Below are 24,867 nucleotides of genomic sequence, written 5' to 3'. Positions count from 1 at the left end.
CCCTATAATCTGTCAGTAGGATGTGATGAAATGTTACGAAAAGCCTCACTTTCTTATCTTATTGCAAGCATTATTACAATAATAGTCATTTTGATTGAAGTTGGTATCCGTTCAGCAGTTGTTTCTCCATTTGTTCTACTTGATTCGAACAAAGATAACAATCCAAAAGTATTAATCTCCCATTCTCTTTATCAGGGTGATTTTTTATTAACCTATCAAGATGGTGACTCCAAAGATCGTTCAGAAGCAGCCTTTCAATTGGGGGGAAAGCAAATAAATTTCACGGAGATTCCATCTAGGAATGGAATTAGCACGATTGAAACTGACAAATTAATGAAAGATAAGGCAACGGTTTTTCTAAGAAGAGGTTTTGTACTTATTCATGATGATACAATCAAGATGGAACAGGTATCGCAAAATCCTTTTTTCTCTAAATACAATCTAACGAATCTAACAGAAACTACTAAGGTCAAAACAGGTTTTAAGCATAATACGACATATATTATTTTAATTACTTTAATGGGAATCCTTTTTCCAGCTCTGTTATTTTTATTTTTTAATCTTCATGAATCTATGAAAAACCTATTCACATTATTTATTCCCTTTGTTCTAGCCATTTTTCTTCCCTTGGGATTAAATTATTATTTTTTAATGGGATATGTGCTATCAATAACAGGCTCTTATGTCTTAAGTATTATTCTCTCTATACTTGTACCTAGTTTCCTGTCAGTCTTATTGACAGCTTATTCATTTGGATATACTACAAAAGATACGCCTGAAGAATTAGAAGAAAATGAAGGCGCGTCAGGAAATTCGTTCTTAATGAATGTTAGGGAGCAAGTCGTTTTGTTTGGTGCTGCCACATTATCCTTGTTATATTTCGGATCTTATTTATTACTTCCTTTGTCGTTTCAAGCGAAGATCATGGATAACATTTTTCTATTTTGTGGCTGGTACTTCGCCCTAATCATATTATTTATTATTGGTTACTCAATCATTCAAAAAATAATAAACAAATATGAAGTTTTAAATACGGAAGCATTCATGAATATTCGCAAGGATATTGAGTATAAGACAAACCAAAAGGTAAATATTTGGGTGAAAAAAGACTCACAACAGGATGTGAATGCTTGGATATATTCATTTAAACTTCCATTTACAAGAAGAGTCGATGTGTATGTGACAGAAGGGTTGTTAGATAAGTTTGATAAAGAGGAAATTCGTGCTATCTTATACCATGAAATGGGACATGCGAAGTTAAAACACGCACATTATACCATGTTTCTAACTTTGATCGTAACATTACTTATGGGCATCAGTATGTATTATGCCAGACAGGTTATGCTTGCCAACGGATGGTGGCAATATATTCTTATTTTCCCAATAGGAATAATTCTCATGATCTTCATTACGGAATGGCTGCCAAAGAAAATCAGCCGGTTATTTGAGATTCAGGCTGATAACTTTGCTGTTTCCCATCTTGAGAGTAAAACAGTGTATCTCAATACTTTGATTAAATTAAGCAGTCTTATTGAGGAAGAAGATGGAGATTATGGAAGAAAGTCTGAATGGCGTGAAAGTCATCCCTCTTTTGAAAAACGAATTGAAAACATAAAGAAAACCAATTAAGTCAATAAGGTGATCATGTGGAGACTAAACTGTACCATTCCAAATATAATTGGCTAAATCTATTTATAAAGAGAAATTCCCGGGTGTTGAAGTTTTCTTTATTAGTTGTTTTTATCAGCTTTTTCGGTACTATACTATTCTTATCAATTAACAACGATATGAATGTGACTACCATTCCCCTTAGTTATTTGGAGAAAGGCGTTAGTGATAGTGAGAATGATGGGTTTGCTGTTTGTTTCTCAATTTTCTCGCATAATTTCATTATCTTGTATCAAGAGAAATTCCGGGTTCATCTTTTAGGAGAGCTACCGGACAGCCATATCAACGTGAATATCGAGGAGCTTGGCCGAGTGTTTGATAATGTGATGTCAAACTTACGTAAATACGCAGATCCAAAAAAGGACATCAATATGACGTTTTTATCCGATCAAGAAATCTTTGAGATTCCATGTGAGCAATGCGATAAAAGAGATGGATGTCATGCCGGAAAGCAACGGACTCGGTGAACGAAGCATTGCACGAATGATGTCTCGCATGCAGGGGCAGTTTGAAAGTAAAGAAAGGAACGCTGTTTACTACATCGTGCTGCGTTTTTGGAACATCAAAATGTAGACGACAAATCAATATACTGGAATGGAGAGACTATCCAATGAAACGATTCAACAACTTCCAAAAGGTACCTGATCTCTTGCAAGCCCTTCTGAATATCTGCCTGTTCTTTCTGGCGATCGCTTTAAGCGTCCTCTTAATCAGTGAAACATGGTACATTGTACAATTTGTCTACAAGACATTGTTCAACAAAGGAGAAAGCTATTATGGCATGCTGGGAGAACTGCTGATCTTCTTTATGTATTTTGAGTTTATTGCCTTAATTATTAAATACTTTAAATCAAACTTTCATTTCCCGCTTCGCTATTTCATTTATATTGGCATCACAGCTGTTATCCGTTTGATTATCATTGATCATGAACAGGCTGTATCGACGTTCTGGTGGGCGCTGGCCATTCTTGCCATGACCTGTGCACTCTTTATCGCCAATAAAAGGCATTCTGCTCATGAGCATGAGCATGAGCATGAGGAAGTGAAGTGAAGAAAGAAGACGAATGGTTGCCGTTCGTCTTTTTTTTAGTTTGATCGAGGGGGCTCACTCATGAGTCACCTGTCTATTAATGAAAGGTTAAAATTGAGGAAAAGCTCAATGAAATTGATGAAGTTCAACCTGATCCAGTTGATCACTCATCGTATTGCACACCTCTTCATTTATGAACATCGCTCTAACGCTTGCTTACAGGATTTTTTGAGAGCTCTGAAAAAGTGTTTAGCATGAAAGAAAATTTTAATCTAATCTTGAAACAATACTCAATGTTGAGTATTGTGTAAATAGATATTGATTTGGAGGAATCTGATGACGGACTTATATATATTAGGATTAATATCGATGAAACCGATGTCAGGGTATGATGTTGAGCAGAATTTAAAAAATACAATGGTAGATAGATGGGGAGGAATTCTAGTTGGCTCAATCTATTATGCGCTAAATAAATTAGAAAAAGGAAACTATATAAAAGTTTGTGAAACTAGGACGGTAGGGAAAAAGAGTACTAAAATTTACGAGATTACAGAACTTGGAAAAGAACACAAGAAAGAATGTGTGATGAAATGTCTTGTAGAATCTCAAAATACTTATCCAACTCAACTTTTTGCTGGACTAATGTTTGCTGACGAAATTGAAAAACAAGAAGCTGTTAAATCATTAAATATTCAAATTGAAGCGCAAAAAAGACATTTAGCAGAAATAAAAAAGGGAGAAGAAGAAAAAGAGAAACAAATGAATCTATCTCCTTTAACAAGACTAACGTTTGATTACATTTATGAAATGGAAGAATTGAAAATGAAGTATCTTTATGAAACTATCCATTTAATTAAGATGGGGGAGTTAACCGATGAATAAAATCGATCATATTGTTATCAATGTTGATGATAAATATCAAAAAGACAAAAAAATGATAGATATGATACAACAAAATGGTTTTCCGTATGCACCTAAAAAAGGTAAAAGAACGAAAGGCTTTAAAATAAGCAATCTTTGGATTGGAAAGGAGTATCTTGAATTAGTGAATATAACACAGAAGGATGGCGGTGGCTGGAAAAAAGATTGGACAGAGTTGTATAATCGAGGCACAAGAGGAGCAATATGCTTAATGATTGATGTATCAGATATTGATTCTGTACATCAATCGCTTTTAGACAAAGCATTTGATGTACAAACGCCAGAAAGAATCGAATATAAATTATTTGGACTACTTAAAATTTCATCACTATGGAGAAACATGTACTTACCTTATTTTGAAAAAGAGGCATTTCAAATTGGATTTCAGCAATTAGATAACGAAGATATTTCTGAAAAATTTCAAAAGAAAATGATTCCCAATAGTATCAGTCATAAGATAATGGGGATGACCAAAATTATAATCAATGGCAAGTGGACTGAATTAGACTACAATATGATTGAGAATACCTTTCGTAATACTCAAAAAGAAGGTAATGCATTAAAAATAAAACTTAATAATGGAAGCGATATAATTTTTGTTGAAAACAATGATTTTTCCCTTTACGTAGAAATGGATAATCACAGTTTGCAATCCAAGTCTATAACAAAAATAGAAAATGTATATTTAGTAAACAATTAGATTCAATACATACAGATCATCATAAAAAAATGATTGTTGTTCTGAAATTCATCAGCATATGGCTTATTGTTGTGACCGCCGAGTAAAATGAACATCATTAACTGGAAAAAAGTATGTCATCTTATCTAGTAAAAAAGTATCTCATTCTGCTCAGTGGTCACATGTGTCCTTATTTGTTGAGAACGTATTTGAACTTATATTTCTTTCCTAATCACCCTGAGTTGTTATTGGGATAATCTGTATAAAGAGAATGGTGATATTTTTCTTTATTAAAATGCTAGAATAGCTGTGTCGGAGTACATACATAAGTAAGGCTTGTTTGATTTTCGGAATTTCCTTAAAGTTTCATCAGGGCAGGAAGTGATAAAAGCACTTGTACGCGCAACGCCATCTGTTGTACTGCCTGTTGTTGAAGTAGCGCTAGCTGTTGGAACATACGAAGAAAGAAGTAACCCAAAAGAAAGAGCGACACCAGTCATTGTTTTTTCCATTTCATTACGATCATTTTCTTTCCGAAATATTCATTTTATTATAGGAAAATAGAATACGATAAAAAAGAGACAAAAGTATTGTGTTTTCCTATAATTTGTAATGGTGTTTTTAGGAGATCATCATCTGTTATTTTCATATTTTACATTGACACCATCTTTTTCTATGATAAAATCAAATTGTGATAATGAGAATCGTTATCAAACGATATGACTACATATAGAATGGATAGGTGAGGTACATGTTCAGAAAATCTTTTTGGTCTTTGCTAGTTGTGCTCTCCATCGTTTTGCTTGCAGCTTGCGGTAATAATAGCAGTGAAGGCAAGTCTGGTGATAATAAAGAAAAAACTCGTACGGTTGAAAGCGCTATCGGTTCAACGGACATTAAAGGTACACCAAAGCGAGTTGTGACTTTATACCAAGGTGCAACAGATGCAGCAGTTGCGATGGGTATTAAGCCAGTAGGTGTTGTAGAATCTTGGCTAGAGGCACCTAAATATAAATATTTAAGAGATGATTTAAAAGATGTGAAAATTGTTGGTCAGGAAACACAGCCAAACTTAGAAGAGATTGAGAAGCTGAATCCTGATTTGATCATTGCATCTAAGGTCAGACATGAGGAAATTTTTGATCAATTGTCTGAAATTGCACCAACTGTAGCGACAGAAACAGTTTTCACATTTAAAGATACAGTGAACCTATTAGGTAAATCATTGGATAAAGAAGATAAATCAAAAGAGCTTCTTTCAAAGTGGGATGATCGCGTTGCTGATTTTAAAGCAAAAGCTGAGAAAAACATCAAAAATTGGCCAATGAGTGTAGCGGTTTTAAATTTCCGTGCAGATCATGCTAGAATTTATCAAACAGGCTTTGCGGGTTCTATCTTAACGGAGTTAGGATTTGAAGGTCCTAAGGATGTGAAAGACAAGAAACAGGACATTATTACACTGACGGACAAAGAAAGTATTCCACAAATGAATGCAGATGTGATTTACTATTTCATGGATAAGGAAGACAGTGCTGTACAGAAATCATACAAAGAGTGGACAAGCCATCCTTTATGGAAGCAGCTTGACGCAGTCAAAGCAGATCAAGTCCATGAAGTTGATGAAATTACATGGAACATGGCTGGTGGTATTATCGCAGCTAACTTAATGCTTGATGATATTTACGATCGTTTAGGACTTGAAAAATAAGCAAGACAGAAGGAGAAAATGAGAGACCATTTTCTCCTTTTTGAATAACAGATTGAAAGCGGGAATCAGATGAGAAGTTTATTGACAAAGGATTCAAGCAAGACGCTGGTGTTTATTGGCTTCATCCTCTTGATGATCATCTTTTTTATGCTTAGCATTTCGCTTGGACAGACCTCTATTTCCTTCAAAGAAACCATTCAGGCATTTATTCATTTTGATGATACTGATGCAAACAGTGTGATCGTGATGACATCGAGATTATCACGTGCCATCATTGCGGCTGTGGTTGGATCAAGTCTTGCAATTGCCGGTGCACTGATGCAAGCATTAACGAGAAATCCACTTGCTGCCCCTGATTTATTAGGCATCAATGCAGGAGGGCTTTTTTTCATTGTGATTTCGATTGTTTTCTTTTCCGCAGAGTCATTGACTGGTTACATGTGGACTGCTTTTTTAGGTGCGGCGATTGCTGGGGCGTTTGTGTTCTTTTTAGGCTCTATCGGAAGAGATGGGCTCACGCCAGTGAAGATTGTTCTTGCCGGTGCGGCCATTTCAGCATTATTTGCCTCTTTTACGCAAGGGCTCTTAATCGTCAATCAACAGTCCATACAAAGTATTTTGTTTTGGATGGCGGGTTCTGTGTCAGGAAGAAACTTGGAGATGCTCGTGCCAGTTTTACCGTATATCGGCGGTGCAACCATTGTTGCATTGTTTCTAGGGAGATCTATTAATGTGCTCTTATCAGGTGATGACATTGCAAAAGGGCTTGGACAGCGTACAATCTTATTAAAAGTGGTGATGGGTATTCTCGTTGTCTTTTTAGCAGGTGGTTCAGTCGCTGTTGCGGGATCTATTGGTTTTGTTGGCTTCCTTGTGCCACATATTGTGAAAAAGCTTGTCGGTCCAGATCATCGTTGGGTCCTTCCCTACTGTGCTGTTGTTGGTGCCTCGCTTTTGCTTGTGGCAGATATTGCCGCGCGCTTTTTAATCATGCCTGAGGAGGTGCCGATCGGAGTGATGACTGCTGTAGCTGGTGCCCCGCTCTTTGTATATCTCGTGCGCAAGGGGTTGAAAACGAGTGGCTAAAACATATACAATCCGAACGAAAGATGGACGGATCTCCTTTCAATTTTCTAAAAGAACATGCTTCATTTTATGCATGCTGAGTGTGATCGCCTTTCTTCTATTTATCACAAGTTTATCGCTTGGTAGTACACTGATCCATCCGATTGACGTGTTCAAGCATATCATCGGACAGGGGGAAGGCAATCGTTTTGTATTAAATACATTGAGAATTCCACGAACGTTATTAGCAGTACTTGTTGGTGCGTCTCTTGCTGTGTCAGGACTCATTTTACAAGGATTAATTCGTAATCCGCTGGCTTCACCAGATATCATTGGGATTACGAGCGGAGCATCCTTTGGTGCCATTATGTTTATTGTTTTTTGGATGGGCACTGTACCGATTAGTTTTCAACCTTTATGGGCGATTACTGGTGCATTTGCTGTCTCATCTCTTATTTATGTGTTTTCATGGAAAAAAGGAGTAAAGCCGATCACACTTGTGTTGATGGGGATTGGTATTTCAGCAATCATGAAGGCCTGTGTCACATTTACGCTTGTATTAAGCGACTCGATGACAACGACGAAATCATACATTTGGTTAACAGGTAGCCTTTATGGTTCAACGATGAAGGATGTCACTGCCATGCTCCCATGGGTGGTCATACTCATACCGGTGGTCATGATTCTAGCAAGAACGATGAATGTCAAAGAGCTTGGAGATGACCTTGCGACAGGGCTTGGTGTACAGGTGCAATCAAAGCGAGTCTTCTTTTTGTTAATTAGTGTGACTCTTGCGGGGATAGCTGTTGCCTTTGCAGGAGGCATCGAGTTTGTGGGGCTGATGGCTCCGCATGTTGCGAGATTAATAATTGGTCGTTCGTTTGTGGCACTCGTGCCAGCCTCTGCATTGATCGGGAGTATCCTTGTGATGCTGGCTGATCTAATTGCCAGAACGGCATTTTTACCGCTTGATATACCAGCGGGCGTGTTTACTGCTGCAATCGGCGCGCCATTCTTTATTTACTTACTGTATCAACAAAGGAATCATTAAATTTAGTATGCGGAAGGTGGGATTGATGAAATGAAGCCTTATCCAGAGTGGGTTAAAAAGGAATTGCTTGATTTTGGTATTCAGTTAACGGATCGTCCAGAGGAAGGAAGGACGCTATCTCATTTATTCGTTGAGGAAAATGGTAGCAAGCTTTTGGCGTCAGAAAAGGCTGCTATGCACGCACCAAATCTTGTTGTTGCAGCATCCATGTTTTCAAAACGGTATGCGTACCTTGTAGTAAGCTCTTCTTTATATATGATGACGAAATACAATGGCTTGTATCAATTTCCACCTGAAGCATGCTCTTTTCGAGAGGATAGGAAACTTTCATTAGATCAAACGAACTGTGTGCTAGCTATGCTAGAAGGTGATCGAGCTGAATGGAGAAAAGAAGTGGTCAAATCCTTATTTACAGAAAGTGTAACACCACTTCTCCATATGCTTCATCGAGTATCAAGATTGCCTTATTCGATTCTTTGGGAAAATATTGCGGTCAGGATTAATTCAAATTATAAGAGTATGATGGCAGAGGAAACGGATCCCTTACTGAAAGAACGGATAAGAGATGACTATTTGTTTTTAAAGCAAGCAGATGGTGACATTTTTGGCTGGGCTGACAACCCGTTTCAAGCAAGCTTAAATTTAGATGAGGCACTTCTTCAAACGGGAGAGAGGAAGACGTGCTGTATGTATTATAAGCTTGAGAAAAAAGCAGAGAGTCTTGACTACTGTCTCGTCTGTCCGCTTGAAAAAAAGCATCAAGCAAATAAGAAGGACACTGCATGTTAAATGCAGTGCCTTTTTTATTTACTCCCAAATCGAGCTTACCCATTCAGGATGATCAATAAATGGATTCCGGTTATGCTGATATTGGCTATAAATGATGTCATTGCGGCTTCTCTCTATTTGATCTACTGGATCTTGTTTGTGCCATTTGAGGAGGACAGACATTTTACCATGATACGGTGCACTTCCGTTATTGACCTTATCATTTAATTCTAGATCTGGGAAACTGTCATCACCTTCGTAGCGGACTGTCATATAAAAAAGCATTCTTGCTACATCACCTTTGACCCGATCACTTGGCTCAAATGAATCGTGGTCGTAATAGTTACCGGGAGCACCTTTGTATTCATTCCCACCGAGATCAAAATCTAAATTCCCACGTGTACTGTTTGTTTGTACATCAGTTGCTCGCAGGTGATGGAGATCTGTGCCTGGTCCTTTGCTTGTCCCAAAATTTCCATGTGATTTTGCCCAGACATGCTCTCTATTCCACTGTCCAACATTTCCGCCATTTGCATTTTTAGAGCGGGAGATACCGCTATACAGCAGAAAAACGTTATTTTTATTGTTCGGATCCTCGTCAGTTACCTTCAAGGCATTCCATACGTCACTGTAAGACAATGGCGTATGGTCATCAATCAAGTCATGTAATTCTTTTTTTAAAGCGAATCCTGATTTACTAGTCACAGTTTGATAGTATGCGTCAATGCTATTAGTGGTAGAAGCCTGTTTCGTAGAGGACAATGTTTCCACTTCAAGCCGTAGCGGAGAGAATGTCAATGTGGAGAGTGTTTCGTTTTGTGTGGATACTTGATTTGTAATGGCTCCTATTGGCGTAAGTGGAACGACACTGCCAAGAATGACGAGACAAGCGGTAAAGGTTCCTATCAGCGCTTTTTTCATTATGTTTTCCTCCTCAACTTTGAATCTATTCTCTCTATTTCTATCACAATCGTATGAAGAAATAAATGGATCTTTTATAAAAATAATGTAAATAATAAATGTATTTGTTGAAGTACAGTCGGCAATGGGATTGATCCGAGGCAAGAATGATATTGATGATAAATGCGTTTACAGAAGGATGTTAGATCAGCTAGAAAAGGGGATTGCTATTTTAGAAGCTTTGCTGTATAAGTTGGCATATAAGGGCGATAGCTAAGGGAAGGAATGATTGAAATGAAAGAGCTGCAAACACCTTCAAGAACCATTATGACACCTGGACCTGTTGAGGTTGATCCACGTGTTCTACGCGTGATGGGTACACCGATTCTGGGTCAATTTGATCCGGCATTTACACAGATTATGAATGAAACGATGGAGCTTCTAAGACAGCTTTTTCAAACAGAAAACGAGTGGGCATTTCCGATTGATGGTACATCGCGATCAGGGATTGAAGCTGTACTTGCAAGCATCATCGAACCAGGTGATCGAATGCTTGTCCCAGTGTATGGTCGATTTGGACATCTTTTGATTGAAATAGGTCAGCGTTATGGGGCAGAAGTACATACAATAGAAAGTGAATGGGGAACAGTATTTGAACCGGAGGTCATCATTGCGGAAATCGAACGAACCAAGCCGAAAGTTGTTGGCCTTGTACATGGCGAGACATCTACAGGGAGGGTTCAGTCACTTCAGGGAATTGGTGAAGCTTGCCGTGCTCTTGATGTGCTACTTGTTGTCGATGCTGTTGCAACCATTGGTGGAGTAGAGCTGAAGGTCGACGACTGGAAAATTGATGCCGCAATTGGTGGAACACAAAAATGCTTGTCCGTTCCTTCTGGAATGTCTCCAATCACGTATAATGACCGAGTCGCAGCAATCATTGAATCACGAAAAAAAGTCGAAAAAGGGATTGCGACGCAGGAAGAGCTGGAGCGTCAGACAGGCATTCCACATATTAAGAGTAACTATTTTGATTTGAGTCAATTGCAGGATTATTGGAGTCCTCGACGATTAAATCATCACACTGAAGCCACGACAATGTTATATGCTTTGAGAGAGGGCGTGCGTCTAGTTCTTGAAGAAGGTTTGACAGAACGTTTTATACGCCATCAATCTCATGAAAAGGCGCTAGTTGCTGGCCTTAAAGCAATGGGACTCCAGTTGTTTGGAGATGAGTCGTGTAAATTGTCTGTTGTGACCTGTATAGAAATACCTGAGGGCGTGGATGGTGAGGCGGTGCGTGCTGATTTACTTACCCACTTTGGCATCGAGATCGCAAGCTCATTTGGACCGCTTGCGGGCAGAATTTGGCGGATTGGAACGATGGGCTACAGTTGCAGGAAAGAAAATGTCCTTTTTGTTCTAGCTGGTCTTGAAGCAATTCTCATCAGACACGGGGCACCAATTATTTGCGGTACTAGCTTGCAGGCGGCATTAAATGTATATGAACAGAAATAAAGTTAGCTGGAAAAATACTCGCTCATGGCGGGTGTTTTTTTATTGTAATGAATAACCATTTTTAGAATAAAGTAGACTTGTTGATCGTGAAGTCGATATACTGAATAGGTTCTTTCTTTTTTTTGTCATCATTTATCTTTTTTATCTATTTTTAGAAAGAGGTTTTTTTATGAAAAAGCTAGGCAGATTGTATATTCTCATGCTGAATATTTTTATTGCCATGTTAGGTTTTGGTCTCATCGTGCCTGTGATGCCGAGTTTTATTGATGCGTTTGGAGCGACTGGCAAAACGCTCGGATTTTTGGTTGCTGCGTCAGGCCTCACGCAATTTATTTTTTCGCCAATTGCAGGTCATCTAACAGATAAGTTTGGTCGTAGAAAATTAATTATCGCAGGTATCGCAGGATTTGCCATTGCGCAATTTATCTTTGCCTTTGCAGGGCAGCTATGGATGCTTTTTGTGTCACGCTTTCTGGGTGGTGCTTCGGCTGCATTGCTCATGCCTGCAATGTTTGCTTATATAGCGGATATCACAACAGAAAGAGATCGAGGCAAAGGAATGGGATTGTTTAGTGCATCCATGACACTTGGATTTGTTATTGGCCCAGGAGTAGGCGGTTATTTAGCTGAGTACGGTATTTCGTTTCCTTTCCTCATTGCAGGCTCATTCGCAGCTGTCTCCACACTGCTATCTATTCTATTTTTGCCTGAAACATTAAGCATGGAAAAACAACACGAAGCACGCCGTAAAAAAGGAGCGAATTTGAACCCGGTCATCCAGATGATGCAAGCATTACGAGCGCCGTATGCCTTTTTGCTCATGCTTGTTTTTGTCTTAAACTTTGGGATTATTCATTTTGAATCCGTATTTGGTTTATATGTAAACCAGAAACATGGATTTACCCCTAAGAACATTGCCTTTGTCATCACGGTCGCAGGGCTGGTGGGGGTGTTCATTCAAGCTGTAGGTGTCAATGCACTAGTGAAGTGGCTTGGTGAAAAGCTTGTTGTTCGATATGCGCTTTTAGGTGCCGCTTTTATGTTAGTTGCTTGTCGCTTTGCACCATCTTTTTGGTTTATATGCACGTTTGCCATTTTATTTTTAGCGTGCACCTCCTTAGTTCGCCCTGCTCTGAACACACTACTTTCGAAAATGGCAGGTGATCAACAAGGGTTAGTCGGTGGTGTAAACACTTCATTTATGAGTCTTGCTAATATTGTCGGACCAAGCCTTGCAGGGATCTTATTTGATCTGCATATTGAACTACCATTCATGTTTGGGACACTTGTTCTTTTAATTAGTTTTGCTACTTCTATTGCTTGGGCAAAAAAAGAGCAAGTAGCTCGTTCTGTTTCTAGGTAGAAAAGCGAATCGATTTTACTTTTGTTAAAAATACAATTGCTTCTTCCTTTGGAGTTCAAGAAATTCAAGCTGCTAAAAAGAAGAAAAAGTCATTAGGTATAAAGATCAGTGTATCTATTAAATTTGAGGTCATGGCTCACAATTACATAATCAATTAAAAAAGCAGGCTACAATGGGACTGTTTTTTTGTTTAGAATTGTTCAATAGTCATTTTTGGGGTATTTTAACAGTATGTGACAAATTAGCGGAAGTGAGACGTGTTTTATAAATACTAAGAGGTAAGGAGAATAATAAAATGTATTTATTCTTATTGACTTTAATTTACTGTGTGTTAACACAGATTTTGAATTTGTCCTTTGCACTTTCTTTTGGGGTTTATTTGATAGGTCTAGGTTTGATAAAAGGAATTTCCAGCGAGGAAATTAAAGATGTCTTTAATTTCAAAAAGACAAGGGACTTGTACAAAGAAAACAGAGTTATAGACTCTTTGATGGAACTGTTTTCTTTAATATTAATTTTTATTAATTCTTACCTAGTCGATTATGAACCTTTCTCCCTTTTTGAATTTGTTTATACGTTTTTTCTTATCGTACTACTATATCGATTTCTAATTTGGGGGATAATAAGGGAGTCTAGAAAATGGTTACATAAAGAAAAATAAGTGATGTTGTCATCGGTTTTGTAGAATTGACATATAAAGATCCCTCTCCTTTTTTGGATATATGTGCATCCTAGTATTGATTGGTATTGTATTGGTAATTCATGAGGTGATTTATTTTTTGATTGCGGTGTCCGCAATCCTTTTTTTATTTTTAAGCTGAGAATTGTTTGGTTTTACTTTTTGAAATTATGTTCATTCGCCTCAATTTCCTTTTATTCAAGCCAAAATCAGTTGGTGAAGATGAATAAAAATAACGGTTATCACTGTCAGAGTGTCTGATGTGATGTTTATGTTATCAGCAAATCAAATTTTATATAGCAAGTCGTCAATTAATATGACAAACAAAAACGAAGTCTGACATGAGTCTTAAACAGACATAGCCATTCGAGTGATGAGAAATGTCTCGTTCATCTTAATTCAGAATTACGGCTAAATGTGATATCTTGTAGAAAGACGAAATTCTTTAAACGAACAAGCGTGATTCTGAAAAATTGCGGCATGATAACAGATGGCAATGTGAGAGGACACGCTTTGATTGTGGCAAGAGGTGACAGAGATGATTTATATCGGATTAACTGGATGGGGAGATCATGATAGTATATACCCGCCAAAAACAAATGGCTCAAAAAAACTGTTTCATTACTCTTCATACTTTCCAATCGTAGAATTAGATGCGAGTTTTTATGCCGTACAACCAGAACGAAATCATGAAAAGTGGATTAACGATACGCCAGAAGGCTTTCAATTTGTCGTTAAGGCTTATCAAGGGATGACTGGGCATCAAAGAGGTGAGATTCCTTTTGCCTCAAAGGATGAGATGTTTGAAGCCTTTAAAAAGTCGATGACGCCACTAATACGTGAACAAAAGCTAGCTATGGTGCTGTTTCAATTTCCACCTTGGTTTGATTGTAAAAAAGAGCATGTTCACTATTTAAGATGGTGTAAAGAAAAGATGGGTGATATTCCTTGTGCACTAGAATTCCGAAATCGGACGTGGTTTTCAAAGGAGTTCTATCATCAGACGCTCTCTTTTATGGAGAAGGAGGGCTGGATTCACTCTGTATGTGATGAGCCCCAAATTGGTGAAGGGTCAATCCCGCCAGTGATACACGCCACACATCCTGACAAAACCCTCGTCCGTTTTCATGGAAGAAATAAACAGGGATGGCTGCATCCGGCAGATCATGAAAACTGGCGTGAAGTCAGGTATTTATACTTATATAATGAAACAGAACTGAAAGAATGGAAAACACATTTAGAAACGCTTCACGAGCAGTCAAAAGATGTGTATGTCGTCTTCAACAATAACTCTGGTGGAGATGCTGCGACAAATGGACAACAAATGATTGATCTGATGAAGCTCACTTATTCCAGCCTATCGCCAAAGCAGCTAGACTTATTTAGCTAATTAGAAAGAGTGCGGCTTTCACACTGAAATGAGGTTTCAGTGACAACTTGAGGGAGAGATAGAGATGCTGCAAAAGCTATGGTTTTATCATACAAACGATTTACACAGTCATTTCGAAAATTGGCCAAAAATTGCGGCTTACATCCAAGAAAAACGGCAAACACATGAACATATGTTGTTATTCGATATTGGTGATCATATGGACAGGGTGAACCTTTTATCTGAGGCTGATTTCGGAAAGGTGAATGTAAAATTGCTCAATCAGCTTAGATACGATGGTGCCACAATCGGTAATAATGAAGGCATTACATTACCTCATGACAAATTAGATCATCTGTATGATGATGCACAGTTTCCTGTGATCGTTTCTAATTTATTTGAAAAAGGGGAACGACCTGCCTGGGCAAAGCCTTATCGAATCATGACATTAGATAGTGGTCTCACTCTTTGTATTCTTGGTGTGACGATTGCGTATACACCTGTTTATCGCCAGCTTGGATGGGAAATGACTGATCCGTTTGAAAGCATTCGTGAAGTACTTCAGGAGGTTCGAGGGAAAGCGGATATGATTATTTTATTATCGCACCTCGGTATCCTCCATGATCGTGATGTCGCTCGTGATTTTCCAGAGATAGATATCATCTTCGGATCGCATACACACCATCTGTTGGAGAACGGGGAGATGGAAAACGGAGTCTTATTAGCTTGTGCTGAGAAGTATGGACATTACGTTGGGTGTGTCGAACTGACAATTGACACTGAATTAAAACAAATCATTGAAAAAAAAGCGAGTGTTCAACGTGTCGATCAGCTGACAAAAGAATCTAGTGAGACTGTCACTTTATTAAAACAGGCGGAAAAAAGAGCAAAGGCTCTAATGCAGGAAGAGGTTACATTTCTTCAGGAGGCATTGCATACGAAATGGTTTGAACCGTCTGCGCTACCTCAGCTTTTAACCGATGCCATTAAGGAATGGTGTCAAGCAGACATTGCCATGATGAATGCAGGCATGTTACTTGATTCATTGGATGAGGGTGTGATGACAAGAGAAGACATCCATCGCATTTGTCCGCATCCTATTAACCCAATTCGTGTTGAATTCACTGGTAGACAACTTCGTGAAACCGTGCAACAAGCAGCAGAGGAAAAGATGGAACAGCTAAGAATCAAAGGCTTTGGCTTTAGAGGTGAAGTCATGGGGAAAATGCTATATAGTGGGTTAACATATACAATCGAAGAAGCCGATAAAAGGCAAAAGAAAGTGAATGATATTCTCATTCATGGACGACCACTTAACGATGATGACACCTATTCGGTTGGAACTGTTGATATGTACACACTCGGTTCTTTATTTCCTCATATTCGGGATCATGAGAGTATTGAATACTTTATGCCAGAGTTTTTGAGAGATCTACTCAGCTGGAAACTGAAGGGAACATCTTGATTTCCGCTTATGCCTAACAACACCTGCCCCCTTTTCACATAGATTGTGTTGAAGGGAGTGAAGGGGTTTGGTAAATTTAACGCCTATTATCATTGATGGCCAATCCTTTACAGCCGTCACCGTCAAATTGCCGAAGACGAATTTTATGGCAGTGACAAATGAGCATGGCTATATTATGTGCGGCGCACTCGATGTGGCACTCTTAAACGAAAAGCTAGCAGACAGAGGAATCATCGCGGGTAGAGCCGTCGGTGTCAGAACGATCGACCAGCTGCTTGATGCTCCTTTGGAATCTGTAACATATGGCGCAGAAGCGCTTGGCATTAAAATGGGAACGACGGGAAGAGACGCATTATTAAAAATGGTCAAATAAAGTTGTCAGCTTGATTCTTATACCCCCGCCTGTCTGCATACACTTGTTATGGAGAAGGGGGGATTTTTTATTGAGAAAGCATCGTCGTTATCGCCCCGTCAAAAAGGGACCATTGCCATTTAGATATGTGATGCTACTCGCTGTGATGTTTTTTATTTTATCAACCGTCATTAGCCTTTTAGTGATTAACCGTTCGATCAAACCGACACTGATGCATATTGCAGAAATGGAAACAGAGCGAATTGCCAACCATTTAATTCAATATTCAGTGCAAGATTTTGCGGCTGATCAACAAAATATGAAGGACATGGTCGTGATGAAAACGAGCGAGAACGGGAAAGTGACGACCATTGATTTCAATGCACAAGCCACCTCTAAAGCCATGGCGGATTTGTCACGCTTCCTTCAGAAAAATTTAGAGGAAGTTGAAAAGGGGAACTTTCAAAAAGAAGCGAAGGAAACGTTAAAAGATAAAGCAGCTGGTCACGACGGCATTATATACAATATCCCGTTGGGGCAGGCTTCTGGTAATGCGCTTATTGCCAATTTAGGTCCAAGAGTGCCTGTTCGATTTAGTGTCATCGGTGATCCGCATACAGATGTCGAAAAAAATGTGAAGCCTTATGGCATTAACAATGCACTCATAGATATTAGTGTACTCATCGAAGTGAAGGTGAGGGTCATCATTCCATTTGCTTCAGATACGATTGTTGTAAAAAATTCTGTACCTGTATCTATTCAAGCTGTACAAGGAGATGTTCCAGACTTTTACAATGGTAATGGTTCGACTTCTCCTTCAATTATGCTTCCTGGTAAAAAAGAAAAGGATGACGAAGATTAAAACAGCCCAAAAGTCTCAGTGGGCTGTTTTCTTATGATGTTCGTTTTCTTTTTCGTTCAGCTCTTTCCCATGCTTTTAAATGCGGGTAAGGGTCAAATGACCATTCAATTCTGCCATTGTCCTTGTACATCCCATAGTGTAAATGGGGCGGAAATTTTCCAGCGGTTCCAGGTGGTCCATACCCAGAGCTTCCTACCGATCCAATGACCTGTCCAGGTTCAACAATTTGCCCAACCTTTAATCCTTTAGAGAAACCGTTGAGATGAGCAAAGTAATGATAGTTGTTATGGATATCCCTGATGCCAATTCTCCATCCACCGAAACGGTTCCAGCCTTTCATTTCTATGATGCCGTAGGAAGTGGCACGTACAGGGAGTCCATAGTGTGCAAATAGGTCAGTTCCCTCATGAATTCTTCTACCGCCAAACCCTCTAGCATCCCCCCAGGTGCTACGGTAGCTATAATCTGAGCCAACAGGAAGCGGGAAGGCATGCTTGCCTAGGTCAATATGACCGTAATGCTTAAATATTTTCATGAATTCTGTGATAATACCAACTGTTTGATCGCGTCCATAATAATCCCAAAGAGCTATTTTTAATTGATCCATTCCACTGCCGTAATAAAGTAAATACTGAGCAAATGTGAATAAAACGTCTTCGTCATTGTCACTTTCCGCTTTTCCATCACCGTTGCCATCAAGACCGATTCCATCGAACACCTTGATGCTAAGTGGAGCCGTATCTTTTTTATTAGGATTCTCAAGTCCAATCCACATTTCCCGGGGAATGTAGATGCCAACGAGTCCCTTTTGTTTAGGGAGATCTCTTCTACTTTTACGGACATTTTGTTCATATTGATCAACAGCGGCTAGTACATACCAAGGAACTTGTGTTGTCATCGCAATCTTCTCGTATAATGCCATGCGTTGTTTTACTTCATCAGCGGGTTTTTCAGCCGTTTTTGCATGAACAGAAATAGGTAAAATTGAGAGCGCCATCATAACGGCTAAAACAAATTTCATAGCCTTCGATCTCCTTCCTTCCGTTTACACGTCCTAATGATTAGTGTGGTTTGAACGAGAGGAATCATAAGAAGAAAATGTTAGTAATTTTCTCCGGGTACTTTAGGAGGGATTTGGATATTTTCACAGCTCATTCCCTTGTTGTTCAAACTCCACTATGTTAAAGTGTCTAAAGAAAAGGCTTTATGCCGAAGAACTTTTATGCAGCAGTAAAAGTACACGAGCACTCGCTGCATCCATCGTATATTGCAGGAAGATTTTTGTATATGTACCCTTAATGAATTCATATGGAGATGATGGAATTGGCAAAGAAGGAAGAGCACGTAAGGAAACCGGACTGGCTTAAAATTAAGCTGAATACAAATGAAAACTATACCGGTCTGAAAAAAATGATGCGAGAAAACAACCTGCATACTGTTTGTGAGGAAGCGAAATGTCCGAATATTCACGAATGTTGGGCAGTAAGAAGAACTGCTACATTTATGATCCTCGGTTCAGTATGTACGCGCGCATGCCGTTTCTGTGCGGTGAAAACCGGACTTCCAACGGAGCTTGATTTACAAGAGCCAGAACGTGTAGCAGATTCGGTTGCTTTGATGAACTTAAAACATGCTGTTATAACAGCGGTTGCAAGGGATGACCAAAAAGACGGGGGCGCAGGCGTTTTTGCTGAAACGGTTCGTGCGATTAGAAGAAAAAGCCCATTTACCACAATTGAAGTTCTCCCTTCAGACATGGGCGGCAATTATGATAACCTGAAGACATTAATGGATACACGCCCTGATATTTTAAATCATAATATCGAAACAGTTCGCAGGTTAACACCAAGAGTTCGTGCACGTGCTACATATGATCGTTCGTTAGAATTTTTGCGTCGTGCAAAAGAAATGCAGCCTGACATTCCAACAAAATCAAGCATTATGATTGGATTAGGCGAAACGAAAGAAGAAATTATCGAAGTCATGGATGATCTTCTTGCAAGTAACGTAGACATTATGGCAATTGGTCAGTATTTACAACCTTCGAAAAAGCATTTAAAAGTACAAAAATACTACCATCCAGATGAGTTCGCAGAGTTAAAAGAAATCGCGATGTCTAAAGGATTTAATCACTGTGAAGCTGGCCCGCTTGTCAGATCTTCATACCATGCAGACGAACAAGTAAACGAAGCGTCCAAAAAGCGTCAGGCGCAAGCATAACAAGAAAACGCCAGAGAGTTCTGGCGTTTTTTCTCGTGTTAATTTTGACCATAAGGCACATTTCGTCTCATGGTACGGTCAGAGTTTGTCAATCCATTTGGATCTTCTTTGTTTGAAATATCCCCACCTTGAGGAGAGTATTTCATTTGCTGTATGGTTTTTGTTAAAATTTGATCGAAATCACGTGAATTGGTTTGAAGACGTGAAAAATTGGCAATGGATTGAAAGTGCTCTGGATTATCAGAGACATATACATGATAATAACGAGGGAGAACAGAAACGGCTGTTTTCTTCACTTGATCGGCTGATTCCTCTCTATTTCGATTTCCTGTTCGATACACAATGAGTGCATCCTCATCAGTGACAAGTGTCGCTGCATCTTGAATGTTAGGCAGTTGCACGGCTAAACTTGTAATTACATGGGCAAGGTGTTCACGGTTCAAAGCAGGTGTTTTTTCCTTTTGATCAGTCATTTGTTGTCTTTGATAACGAACATAACCTGCTCTATTTGTGTCTGTTTCCGGCATGTTTGAATTGTTTCCTTCATGACGGTCAGACAGTCGAATGGTTTTACTTGAAGAATCTTTATCCACTGGTTGATTCATGCCTGATTGAAAGCCACATCCGCCTAAAAGTATACAGAGGAGGATGCTAGTTGTAATTCGTTTCATAATAAGTGACCTCCTTTTCCTTTAGCTTCGGCTAAAACGGAAAAAACATGCTTTAGCAATTGATGGAGTTGTTCTAATGAATTATCATTAAAGATGGATCGGTAAAAAGAGGTGAGAAGATGATTGTCATTCAAAATGCTACATTTGACATCATGAAAGATGTCAAAGAAGGCTTTAATGAGGAAGCGTTTAAAGCAAGATACTCAGATATTTTAAATAAGTATGATTATATCGTTGGTGATTGGGGCTACAATCAGCTGAGGTTAAAAGGATTTTTTGACGACCAAAATCAAAAAGCGACATTTGATACGAAAATAAGCACACTCGATGAGTATATTTATGAATACTGTAATTTCGGATGTGCATACTTTGTCTTAAAACGAATCAGAAAATAGCGCAAAGGGGAGCGTCATGATGTATTTCGTAGACAGAAACAAGGTGGAAGAGACATTACGTTTTTATGAAGCACAATATAAGCTTTTAAGCGATCATCAATCGTGGACGAGTCCATTAGAGAAAAAGGCATTGGAAAGAATCGCTCACTTATTAGTAGAATGCATCCTTGATACAGGAAATGACATGATTGACGGTTTTATTATGCGTGATCCGGGAAGCTACGACGATATCATGGACATCCTAGTCGATGAAAAGGTTGTGTCGGCTGAAGAAGGGGATCAACTGAAAAAACTTGTGGCATGCAGAAAAACCCTCGTTCAGCAATATCAGGATGTCTCACATGGTGATCTTTTGCAAGTCTTTCGTATGGTGGAAGGTGCTCTTCAATCATTTCCAAAGCGCGTTCGTACTTATTTGGAACAAGAGCTTGGCCCAGTATCTGCATTTAAATAAACAATTGGAGTTGTGAAGACATCATGAAATACAAAGGCTATTTAATTGATCTGGATGGAACGATGTATAAAGGAACAGAAAAAATTGAAGAAGCAGGAAAGTTTGTTAAAAAGCTAAATGAAAAGCAAATTCCCTACTTATTTGTGACGAACAATTCCTCTCGTACACCGAAACAGGTAGCGGAAAAGCTTGTTTCCTTTGATATTCCAGCAACAGAAGAGCAAGTGTTTACAACAAGTATGGCAACAGCCAATTATATTGTAGAACAAAAAAAAGATGCGTCTGTTTATATGATTGGAGAAGAAGGCATTAAGCAGGCAATTGAAGAAAAAGGGTTAACCTTTGGCAAAGAAGAGGCTGATTTTGTTGTCGTTGGCATTGACCGAGACATTACATATGAAAAATTAGCCGTAGGGGCAATTGCGATCCGAAACGGGGCACAATTTGTTTCAACAAATGGCGACATTGCCATTCCGACTGAGCGAGGACTCTTGCCTGGAAATGGCTCATTAACATCTGTATTGACGGTTTCGACTACAGTACACCCAATATTTATTGGAAAGCCAGAACCGATCATCATGAAACAAGCGATGCGTGTACTTGGAACAGATGTATCTGAGACACTGATGGTTGGAGACAATTATGATACGGATATTAAGGCTGGCATGAATGCAGGGATGGACACATTACTTGTACACACAGGTGTGACCACACAAGAATTGCTCAAACAATATGATGAACAACCAACATACGTGATTGATTCGTTATCAGAATGGTTTGACCGAATCTGAATAAGAAGGAGGACATCTTGATGTGTCCTCCTTCTTAATTTATTCTGTGTTTTTAGCGCTATGGGCAAGCCGACTTGATGCAGCCGCAGCAATAGCACCTACAATGTCGTCTAAAAATGTATGGCACTCACCAGTAGACTTGTCATTTAATCTGCCGAGAATCCCCGGTTTTTTTTTATCAATATATCCGTAATTGGTAAAGCCAATAGAACCGTAAATATTGACGATCGCAAAAGATAAAATTTCATCAACCCCATACAAACTCTCATCTGTTTCAATAATGGATTGAAGCGGCTGTGTGAGCTTTTTTTGCTCTGCAAGAACATCTAGCTCAACTCCTGTAAGAATCGCATTTTGCACCTCGCGTTTTTTCAGTACACGTTCTACATTCTTAATACACTCTTCCATTGCCAAGCCCGGATGATACTTTTCCTGTAAAAAATAGACGAGGTCAGCAATATCCTGAATAGTTACGCCTCGCTCCTGCAAGCGATCTCTTGCTGTTTGTTCGACATGATTCATCTCATGATGATTTGGCATCAATTTTCACCCAATCCTCGTAATTTGTCCACAATGTGTAAAAGCTTAGGATAATAAATTGTATTCATATTTCCTCAAAACTGCGACTACGATGTGATAAAGGCAGTCGATTCAAATGAACGTAGGTGAAAACATGAAAGAGACCATTTATCACACATTTGGCATTGATGTCAGACAGTTTATACAATATGGTACGTATCAAAGCTTTCAAACAGCTCAGGTTCTTTATTTGGTTGTCCCCATCTCTCATTTGCGAGAAGAGGAAATCACTGAGCTTTATCATATCAGTCAGTATTTACTGAATGATGGAGACCCATACGTTGCTGTCTTTGAATTAACGAGTGAAGGCAAGCCAACCTTTGAACATGGTAAACAGCTTTATGCGCTTTTAAAAGCAACACCACCTGCGCCTGGTCGCTCGTTTCAGCATGCGGCAGAGCTTGCAGCATTTCATCAGAGAGGAAGAAGGTTTCCTTATGAAGTATCCGAAACAAAACGAGTAGGTGCATGGAAAGAGCTATGGGCGAAGCGATTAGACCAGCTTGAAGGCTTTTGGATGCAGCAAATGCATCAGAAGCCACTTGAACGATTTGAAAAGCAATTTATCGAATCCTTTCCTTATTACCTTGGTTTAACAGAAACTGCAATTCAGTATTTAGTTGATACAGAGCTTGATGATGATCCTAAGGAATGTGATTCAGGAACAGTTTGTCACCAGCGCTTTTCCCGTGTCACATGGCATGGTGATCAGCTGCTCCGCTTACCAGTCGATTGGGTATTTGATCATCCCACAAGAGACATTGCAGAATATTTAAGAGAAACCTTTGTTCAGCATAAAGAGGACTTATTAGAAGAAGGATTCTCCTTTTTACAGCAATATGAACAAATAACACCTCTTTCCTCATTTTCAAAACGCCTTTTATATAGCAGGCTTCTTTTTCCACTTCATTATTTTGAAATTGTTGAGGGCTATTATATGTCAAGTGAGTCTGAGAAGCATTATTATGAACAGCGATTAGACTATTTATTAGACGACCATAAGCGATATGAACATTTTCTAAAGGTATTTCAAGAGATGTCAAACATGCGAGCGCAAGCAACTAGCATTCCGGCGATTGGTTGGTTGAACAGCACCACTCTTTAGGATGTATCATGTCATGTCTCGTTACCTCGAAATAGTCCCAAGACTAAACGTCTCTTTCATATAGAGGCGTTTTTCGTTATGCTTGAATCAATACAAAAAAGGAGTGGTCTTTTTTGACGAAACCTTATGTTTATATCACAAGAAAATTAGATGATAACGCACTAATTCCATTAAAAGAAGCTGCTCATATTGAGATGTGGCCACATGAAGATGAGCCTTGTCCGAGAGAAGAATTAGAAAGGCAGGCAAATAGAGCTGATGGTCTTTTAACAATGCTATCTGATCAAATTGATCAGGCGTTGCTAGATCACGCACCGAATCTAAAAGTTGTCGCAAATTTAGCGGTCGGCTATGACAATATTGATCTCAAAGCAGCACACGCAAACGGAGTAACTGCCTGTCATACACCTGATGTACTGACAGAATCTACTGCTGACTTAGCGTTTGCACTGCTCATTTCTTCCGCTAGACGCATTGTAGAAGCAAGTGATTGGGTGAAAGAGGGGAAGTGGACAGGCTGGGGACCACTCTTACTTGCTGGTGCTGATGTTCATCATAAAACACTCGGAATTGTTGGCATGGGAAGTATCGGAACAGCTCTTGCGAAAAGAGCGAAAGGTTTTGACATGAAGGTGTGCTATCACAATCGTACAAGAAAAAAAGAGGCCGAACAGCAATTAGGCGTGACGTATTCGTCCTTTGATGACCTTCTCATGCAATCAGATTTCATTGTTTGTTTAACACCGCTCACTTCGGAAACAGAGAACATGTTTAACGCAGATGCGTTTGCCAAAATGAAAGAAACGGCATTTTTCGTTAACGTATCAAGGGGACAAACCGTTGATGAAACCGCACTTTACGACGCAGTCACGACAGGGAAGATTGCTGGTGCAGGGCTAGATGTATTTCGAAAAGAGCCAGTGAGCAACACACACCCACTAACACAATTAAAAAATGTGACCGTCCTTCCACATATCGGTAGTGCAAGTGTAGAAACAAGAAAAAACATGATGCACCTTTGTGCAGAAAACATTGCACTTGTGTTAAATGGCAAAAAAGCAAAAACGCCAATCCAAGCATAAACAAAGGCTTCTGATATTCGGGAGCTTTTCTAACAAAAATATTTTGAAAATATAGAATCTTGATTTATATAGGAGTTAAGCGGTTTCATGTTTGCATCTCCGCATTTTATCATCTTGTCAAAATGAGGAGAGACCTATATAATGTGTTTACATTGAATGTCTGTGATGGGTT

General features: G+C 39.1%; 25 protein-coding genes and 1 pseudogene. 21 read left to right on the top strand and 5 right to left on the bottom strand.

Features of this window, described 5'->3' with window-relative positions:
- Positions 1-30: 30 nt before the first annotated feature.
- From ACQKEZ_RS06435 to ACQKEZ_RS06415, 5 genes and pseudogenes are all read left to right on the top strand, one after another.
- Positions 31-1,629, top strand: coding sequence for a M48 family metallopeptidase (locus tag ACQKEZ_RS06435; protein WP_427299495.1), 1,599 nt, complete (start codon positions 31-33; stop codon positions 1,627-1,629).
- A gap of 263 nt (positions 1,630-1,892) precedes the next feature.
- Positions 1,893-2,241: pseudogene (locus ACQKEZ_RS06430) on the top strand (sensor histidine kinase); the annotation flags it as partial.
- A gap of 37 nt (positions 2,242-2,278) precedes the next feature.
- A complete protein-coding gene (gene psiE / locus ACQKEZ_RS06425) occupies positions 2,279-2,719 on the top strand; it encodes a phosphate-starvation-inducible protein PsiE (protein ID WP_427299494.1) in 441 nt (146 codons plus the stop codon).
- A gap of 315 nt (positions 2,720-3,034) precedes the next feature.
- The gene (locus tag ACQKEZ_RS06420) at positions 3,035-3,580 is read left to right on the top strand and encodes a PadR family transcriptional regulator (protein ID WP_427299493.1); all 546 of its coding nucleotides are present in this window, start codon (positions 3,035-3,037) and stop codon (positions 3,578-3,580) included.
- On the top strand, positions 3,573-4,319 hold the full coding sequence (locus tag ACQKEZ_RS06415; RefSeq protein ID WP_427299492.1) for a VOC family protein: 747 nt from the start codon (positions 3,573-3,575) through the stop codon (positions 4,317-4,319). The genes ACQKEZ_RS06420 and ACQKEZ_RS06415 overlap by 8 nt, the downstream gene beginning before the upstream one ends.
- A gap of 269 nt (positions 4,320-4,588) precedes the next feature.
- Here the strand turns inward: ACQKEZ_RS06415 and ACQKEZ_RS06410 are convergent, their stop codons facing one another.
- Positions 4,589-4,810, bottom strand: coding sequence for a hypothetical protein (locus tag ACQKEZ_RS06410; RefSeq protein ID WP_427299491.1), 222 nt, complete (start codon positions 4,808-4,810; stop codon positions 4,589-4,591).
- A 239-nt stretch (positions 4,811-5,049) separates the two neighbouring features.
- Here ACQKEZ_RS06410 and ACQKEZ_RS06405 point away from each other — a divergent pair, with 239 nt between their 5' ends.
- The 4 genes from ACQKEZ_RS06405 to ACQKEZ_RS06390 all read left to right on the top strand — a co-directional run bounded on the left by ACQKEZ_RS06405 (position 5,050) and on the right by ACQKEZ_RS06390 (position 8,911).
- Positions 5,050-6,006: an ABC transporter substrate-binding protein gene (locus tag ACQKEZ_RS06405; RefSeq protein ID WP_427299490.1), complete on the top strand. Its 957-nt coding sequence runs from the start codon at positions 5,050-5,052 to the stop codon at positions 6,004-6,006.
- 69 nt (positions 6,007-6,075) lie between these two features.
- Complete coding sequence (locus tag ACQKEZ_RS06400; protein ID WP_427299489.1) at positions 6,076-7,092, top strand: FecCD family ABC transporter permease; 1,017 nt, start codon at positions 6,076-6,078, stop codon at positions 7,090-7,092.
- Positions 7,085-8,122, top strand: a complete 1,038-nt coding sequence (locus ACQKEZ_RS06395; protein WP_427299488.1) for a FecCD family ABC transporter permease — start codon at positions 7,085-7,087, stop codon at positions 8,120-8,122. Before ACQKEZ_RS06400 ends, ACQKEZ_RS06395 begins: the two co-directional genes overlap by 8 nt.
- Positions 8,123-8,152: 30 nt before the next feature.
- The gene (locus ACQKEZ_RS06390; protein ID WP_427299487.1) at positions 8,153-8,911 is read left to right on the top strand and encodes an IucA/IucC family C-terminal-domain containing protein; all 759 of its coding nucleotides are present in this window, start codon (positions 8,153-8,155) and stop codon (positions 8,909-8,911) included.
- 18 nt (positions 8,912-8,929) lie between these two features.
- Here the strand turns inward: ACQKEZ_RS06390 and ACQKEZ_RS06385 are convergent, their stop codons facing one another.
- Complete coding sequence (locus ACQKEZ_RS06385) at positions 8,930-9,811, bottom strand: endonuclease I family protein (RefSeq protein WP_427299486.1); 882 nt, start codon at positions 9,809-9,811, stop codon at positions 8,930-8,932.
- A 264-nt stretch (positions 9,812-10,075) separates the two neighbouring features.
- Between ACQKEZ_RS06385 and ACQKEZ_RS06380 the strand changes: the two genes are divergently transcribed.
- From ACQKEZ_RS06380 to yunB, 6 genes are all read left to right on the top strand, one after another.
- Complete coding sequence (locus ACQKEZ_RS06380; protein ID WP_427299485.1) at positions 10,076-11,308, top strand: pyridoxal-phosphate-dependent aminotransferase family protein; 1,233 nt, start codon at positions 10,076-10,078, stop codon at positions 11,306-11,308.
- A gap of 169 nt (positions 11,309-11,477) precedes the next feature.
- A complete protein-coding gene (locus tag ACQKEZ_RS06375; RefSeq protein ID WP_427299484.1) occupies positions 11,478-12,671 on the top strand; it encodes an MFS transporter in 1,194 nt (397 codons plus the stop codon).
- A 1,217-nt stretch (positions 12,672-13,888) separates the two neighbouring features.
- Positions 13,889-14,740 (top strand): DUF72 domain-containing protein, encoded by an 852-nt coding sequence (locus tag ACQKEZ_RS06370; protein WP_427299483.1) that lies wholly within the window; start codon positions 13,889-13,891, stop codon positions 14,738-14,740.
- Positions 14,741-14,804: 64 nt separating this feature from the next.
- A complete protein-coding gene (locus tag ACQKEZ_RS06365; RefSeq protein WP_427299482.1) occupies positions 14,805-16,184 on the top strand; it encodes a bifunctional metallophosphatase/5'-nucleotidase in 1,380 nt (459 codons plus the stop codon).
- Positions 16,185-16,251: 67 nt separating this feature from the next.
- A complete protein-coding gene (locus ACQKEZ_RS06360; protein WP_427299481.1) occupies positions 16,252-16,557 on the top strand; it encodes a YunC family protein in 306 nt (101 codons plus the stop codon).
- A gap of 70 nt (positions 16,558-16,627) precedes the next feature.
- Positions 16,628-17,398, top strand: a complete 771-nt coding sequence (gene yunB / locus ACQKEZ_RS06355; protein ID WP_427299480.1) for a sporulation protein YunB — start codon at positions 16,628-16,630, stop codon at positions 17,396-17,398.
- Positions 17,399-17,429: 31 nt separating this feature from the next.
- On the opposite strand, the gene ACQKEZ_RS06350 is transcribed toward yunB, so the two are convergent.
- On the bottom strand, positions 17,430-18,419 hold the full coding sequence (locus ACQKEZ_RS06350; protein WP_427299479.1) for a peptidoglycan DD-metalloendopeptidase family protein: 990 nt from the start codon (positions 18,417-18,419) through the stop codon (positions 17,430-17,432).
- 302 nt (positions 18,420-18,721) lie between these two features.
- Between ACQKEZ_RS06350 and lipA the strand changes: the two genes are divergently transcribed.
- Positions 18,722-19,618, top strand: coding sequence for a lipoyl synthase (gene lipA, locus ACQKEZ_RS06345; RefSeq protein WP_427299478.1), 897 nt, complete (start codon positions 18,722-18,724; stop codon positions 19,616-19,618).
- A 38-nt stretch (positions 19,619-19,656) separates the two neighbouring features.
- Here the strand turns inward: lipA and ACQKEZ_RS06340 are convergent, their stop codons facing one another.
- On the bottom strand, positions 19,657-20,289 hold the full coding sequence (locus ACQKEZ_RS06340; protein WP_427299477.1) for a YhcN/YlaJ family sporulation lipoprotein: 633 nt from the start codon (positions 20,287-20,289) through the stop codon (positions 19,657-19,659).
- Between the two features lie 119 nt (positions 20,290-20,408).
- On the opposite strand from ACQKEZ_RS06340, the gene ACQKEZ_RS06335 reads away from it, so the two are divergent.
- From ACQKEZ_RS06335 to ACQKEZ_RS06325, 3 genes are read left to right on the top strand one after another with little or no spacing between them, the layout of a single operon-like run.
- The gene (locus tag ACQKEZ_RS06335) at positions 20,409-20,684 is read left to right on the top strand and encodes a YutD family protein (RefSeq protein WP_427299476.1); all 276 of its coding nucleotides are present in this window, start codon (positions 20,409-20,411) and stop codon (positions 20,682-20,684) included.
- A gap of 19 nt (positions 20,685-20,703) precedes the next feature.
- Positions 20,704-21,138, top strand: a complete 435-nt coding sequence (locus tag ACQKEZ_RS06330) for a DUF86 domain-containing protein (protein ID WP_427300488.1) — start codon at positions 20,704-20,706, stop codon at positions 21,136-21,138.
- 20 nt (positions 21,139-21,158) lie between these two features.
- Entirely contained in the window at positions 21,159-21,929 is a 771-nt protein-coding gene (locus tag ACQKEZ_RS06325; protein ID WP_427300486.1) for a TIGR01457 family HAD-type hydrolase, read from the top strand.
- A gap of 39 nt (positions 21,930-21,968) precedes the next feature.
- On the opposite strand, the gene ACQKEZ_RS06320 is transcribed toward ACQKEZ_RS06325, so the two are convergent.
- Positions 21,969-22,469, bottom strand: a complete 501-nt coding sequence (locus ACQKEZ_RS06320; RefSeq protein WP_427299475.1) for a phosphatidylglycerophosphatase A family protein — start codon at positions 22,467-22,469, stop codon at positions 21,969-21,971.
- Between the two features lie 115 nt (positions 22,470-22,584).
- Between ACQKEZ_RS06320 and yutH the strand changes: the two genes are divergently transcribed.
- Both yutH and ACQKEZ_RS06310 read left to right on the top strand, forming a co-directional pair.
- Positions 22,585-23,613 carry a spore coat putative kinase YutH gene (gene yutH / locus ACQKEZ_RS06315; RefSeq protein ID WP_427299474.1) on the top strand — a complete coding sequence of 343 codons (1,029 nt, stop codon included), beginning with the start codon at positions 22,585-22,587 and terminating at the stop codon, positions 23,611-23,613.
- Positions 23,614-23,726: 113 nt separating this feature from the next.
- Positions 23,727-24,695: a 2-hydroxyacid dehydrogenase gene (locus tag ACQKEZ_RS06310; protein WP_427299473.1), complete on the top strand. Its 969-nt coding sequence runs from the start codon at positions 23,727-23,729 to the stop codon at positions 24,693-24,695.
- The last annotated feature ends 172 nt before the right edge of the window (positions 24,696-24,867 follow it).

This window comes from Bacillus sp. NPDC077027 (assembly GCF_050269555.1).
Classification (GTDB): Bacteria; Bacillota; Bacilli; order Bacillales; family Bacillaceae; genus Bacillus.
This window is presented reverse-complemented; position numbering and strand designations above follow the sequence as displayed.

Excerpts from the sequence above, each read along its gene's own strand:
- ACQKEZ_RS06320 (WP_427299475.1), bottom strand. The coding sequence starts at position 22,469 with ATGCCAAATCATCATGAGATGAATCATGTCGAACAAACAGCAAGAGAT.
- ACQKEZ_RS06375 (WP_427299484.1), top strand. The coding sequence starts at position 11,478 with ATGAAAAAGCTAGGCAGATTGTATATTCTCATGCTGAATATTTTTATT.
- ACQKEZ_RS06405 (WP_427299490.1), top strand. The coding sequence starts at position 5,050 with ATGTTCAGAAAATCTTTTTGGTCTTTGCTAGTTGTGCTCTCCATCGTT.
- ACQKEZ_RS06350 (WP_427299479.1), bottom strand. The coding sequence starts at position 18,419 with ATGAAATTTGTTTTAGCCGTTATGATGGCGCTCTCAATTTTACCTATT.
- ACQKEZ_RS06335 (WP_427299476.1), top strand. The coding sequence starts at position 20,409 with ATGATTGTCATTCAAAATGCTACATTTGACATCATGAAAGATGTCAAA.
- ACQKEZ_RS06365 (WP_427299482.1), top strand. The coding sequence starts at position 14,805 with ATGCTGCAAAAGCTATGGTTTTATCATACAAACGATTTACACAGTCAT.
- ACQKEZ_RS06380 (WP_427299485.1), top strand. The coding sequence starts at position 10,076 with ATGATTGAAATGAAAGAGCTGCAAACACCTTCAAGAACCATTATGACA.
- ACQKEZ_RS06340 (WP_427299477.1), bottom strand. The coding sequence starts at position 20,289 with ATGAAACGAATTACAACTAGCATCCTCCTCTGTATACTTTTAGGCGGA.
- ACQKEZ_RS06400 (WP_427299489.1), top strand. The coding sequence starts at position 6,076 with ATGAGAAGTTTATTGACAAAGGATTCAAGCAAGACGCTGGTGTTTATT.
- ACQKEZ_RS06370 (WP_427299483.1), top strand. The coding sequence starts at position 13,889 with ATGATTTATATCGGATTAACTGGATGGGGAGATCATGATAGTATATAC.
- ACQKEZ_RS06390 (WP_427299487.1), top strand. The coding sequence starts at position 8,153 with ATGAAGCCTTATCCAGAGTGGGTTAAAAAGGAATTGCTTGATTTTGGT.
- ACQKEZ_RS06330 (WP_427300488.1), top strand. The coding sequence starts at position 20,704 with ATGTATTTCGTAGACAGAAACAAGGTGGAAGAGACATTACGTTTTTAT.
- ACQKEZ_RS06435 (WP_427299495.1), top strand. The coding sequence starts at position 31 with ATGTTACGAAAAGCCTCACTTTCTTATCTTATTGCAAGCATTATTACA.
- ACQKEZ_RS06385 (WP_427299486.1), bottom strand. The coding sequence starts at position 9,811 with ATGAAAAAAGCGCTGATAGGAACCTTTACCGCTTGTCTCGTCATTCTT.
- ACQKEZ_RS06415 (WP_427299492.1), top strand. The coding sequence starts at position 3,573 with ATGAATAAAATCGATCATATTGTTATCAATGTTGATGATAAATATCAA.
- yutH (WP_427299474.1), top strand. The coding sequence starts at position 22,585 with ATGAACGTAGGTGAAAACATGAAAGAGACCATTTATCACACATTTGGC.
- ACQKEZ_RS06410 (WP_427299491.1), bottom strand. The coding sequence starts at position 4,810 with ATGGAAAAAACAATGACTGGTGTCGCTCTTTCTTTTGGGTTACTTCTT.
- psiE (WP_427299494.1), top strand. The coding sequence starts at position 2,279 with ATGAAACGATTCAACAACTTCCAAAAGGTACCTGATCTCTTGCAAGCC.
- ACQKEZ_RS06420 (WP_427299493.1), top strand. The coding sequence starts at position 3,035 with ATGACGGACTTATATATATTAGGATTAATATCGATGAAACCGATGTCA.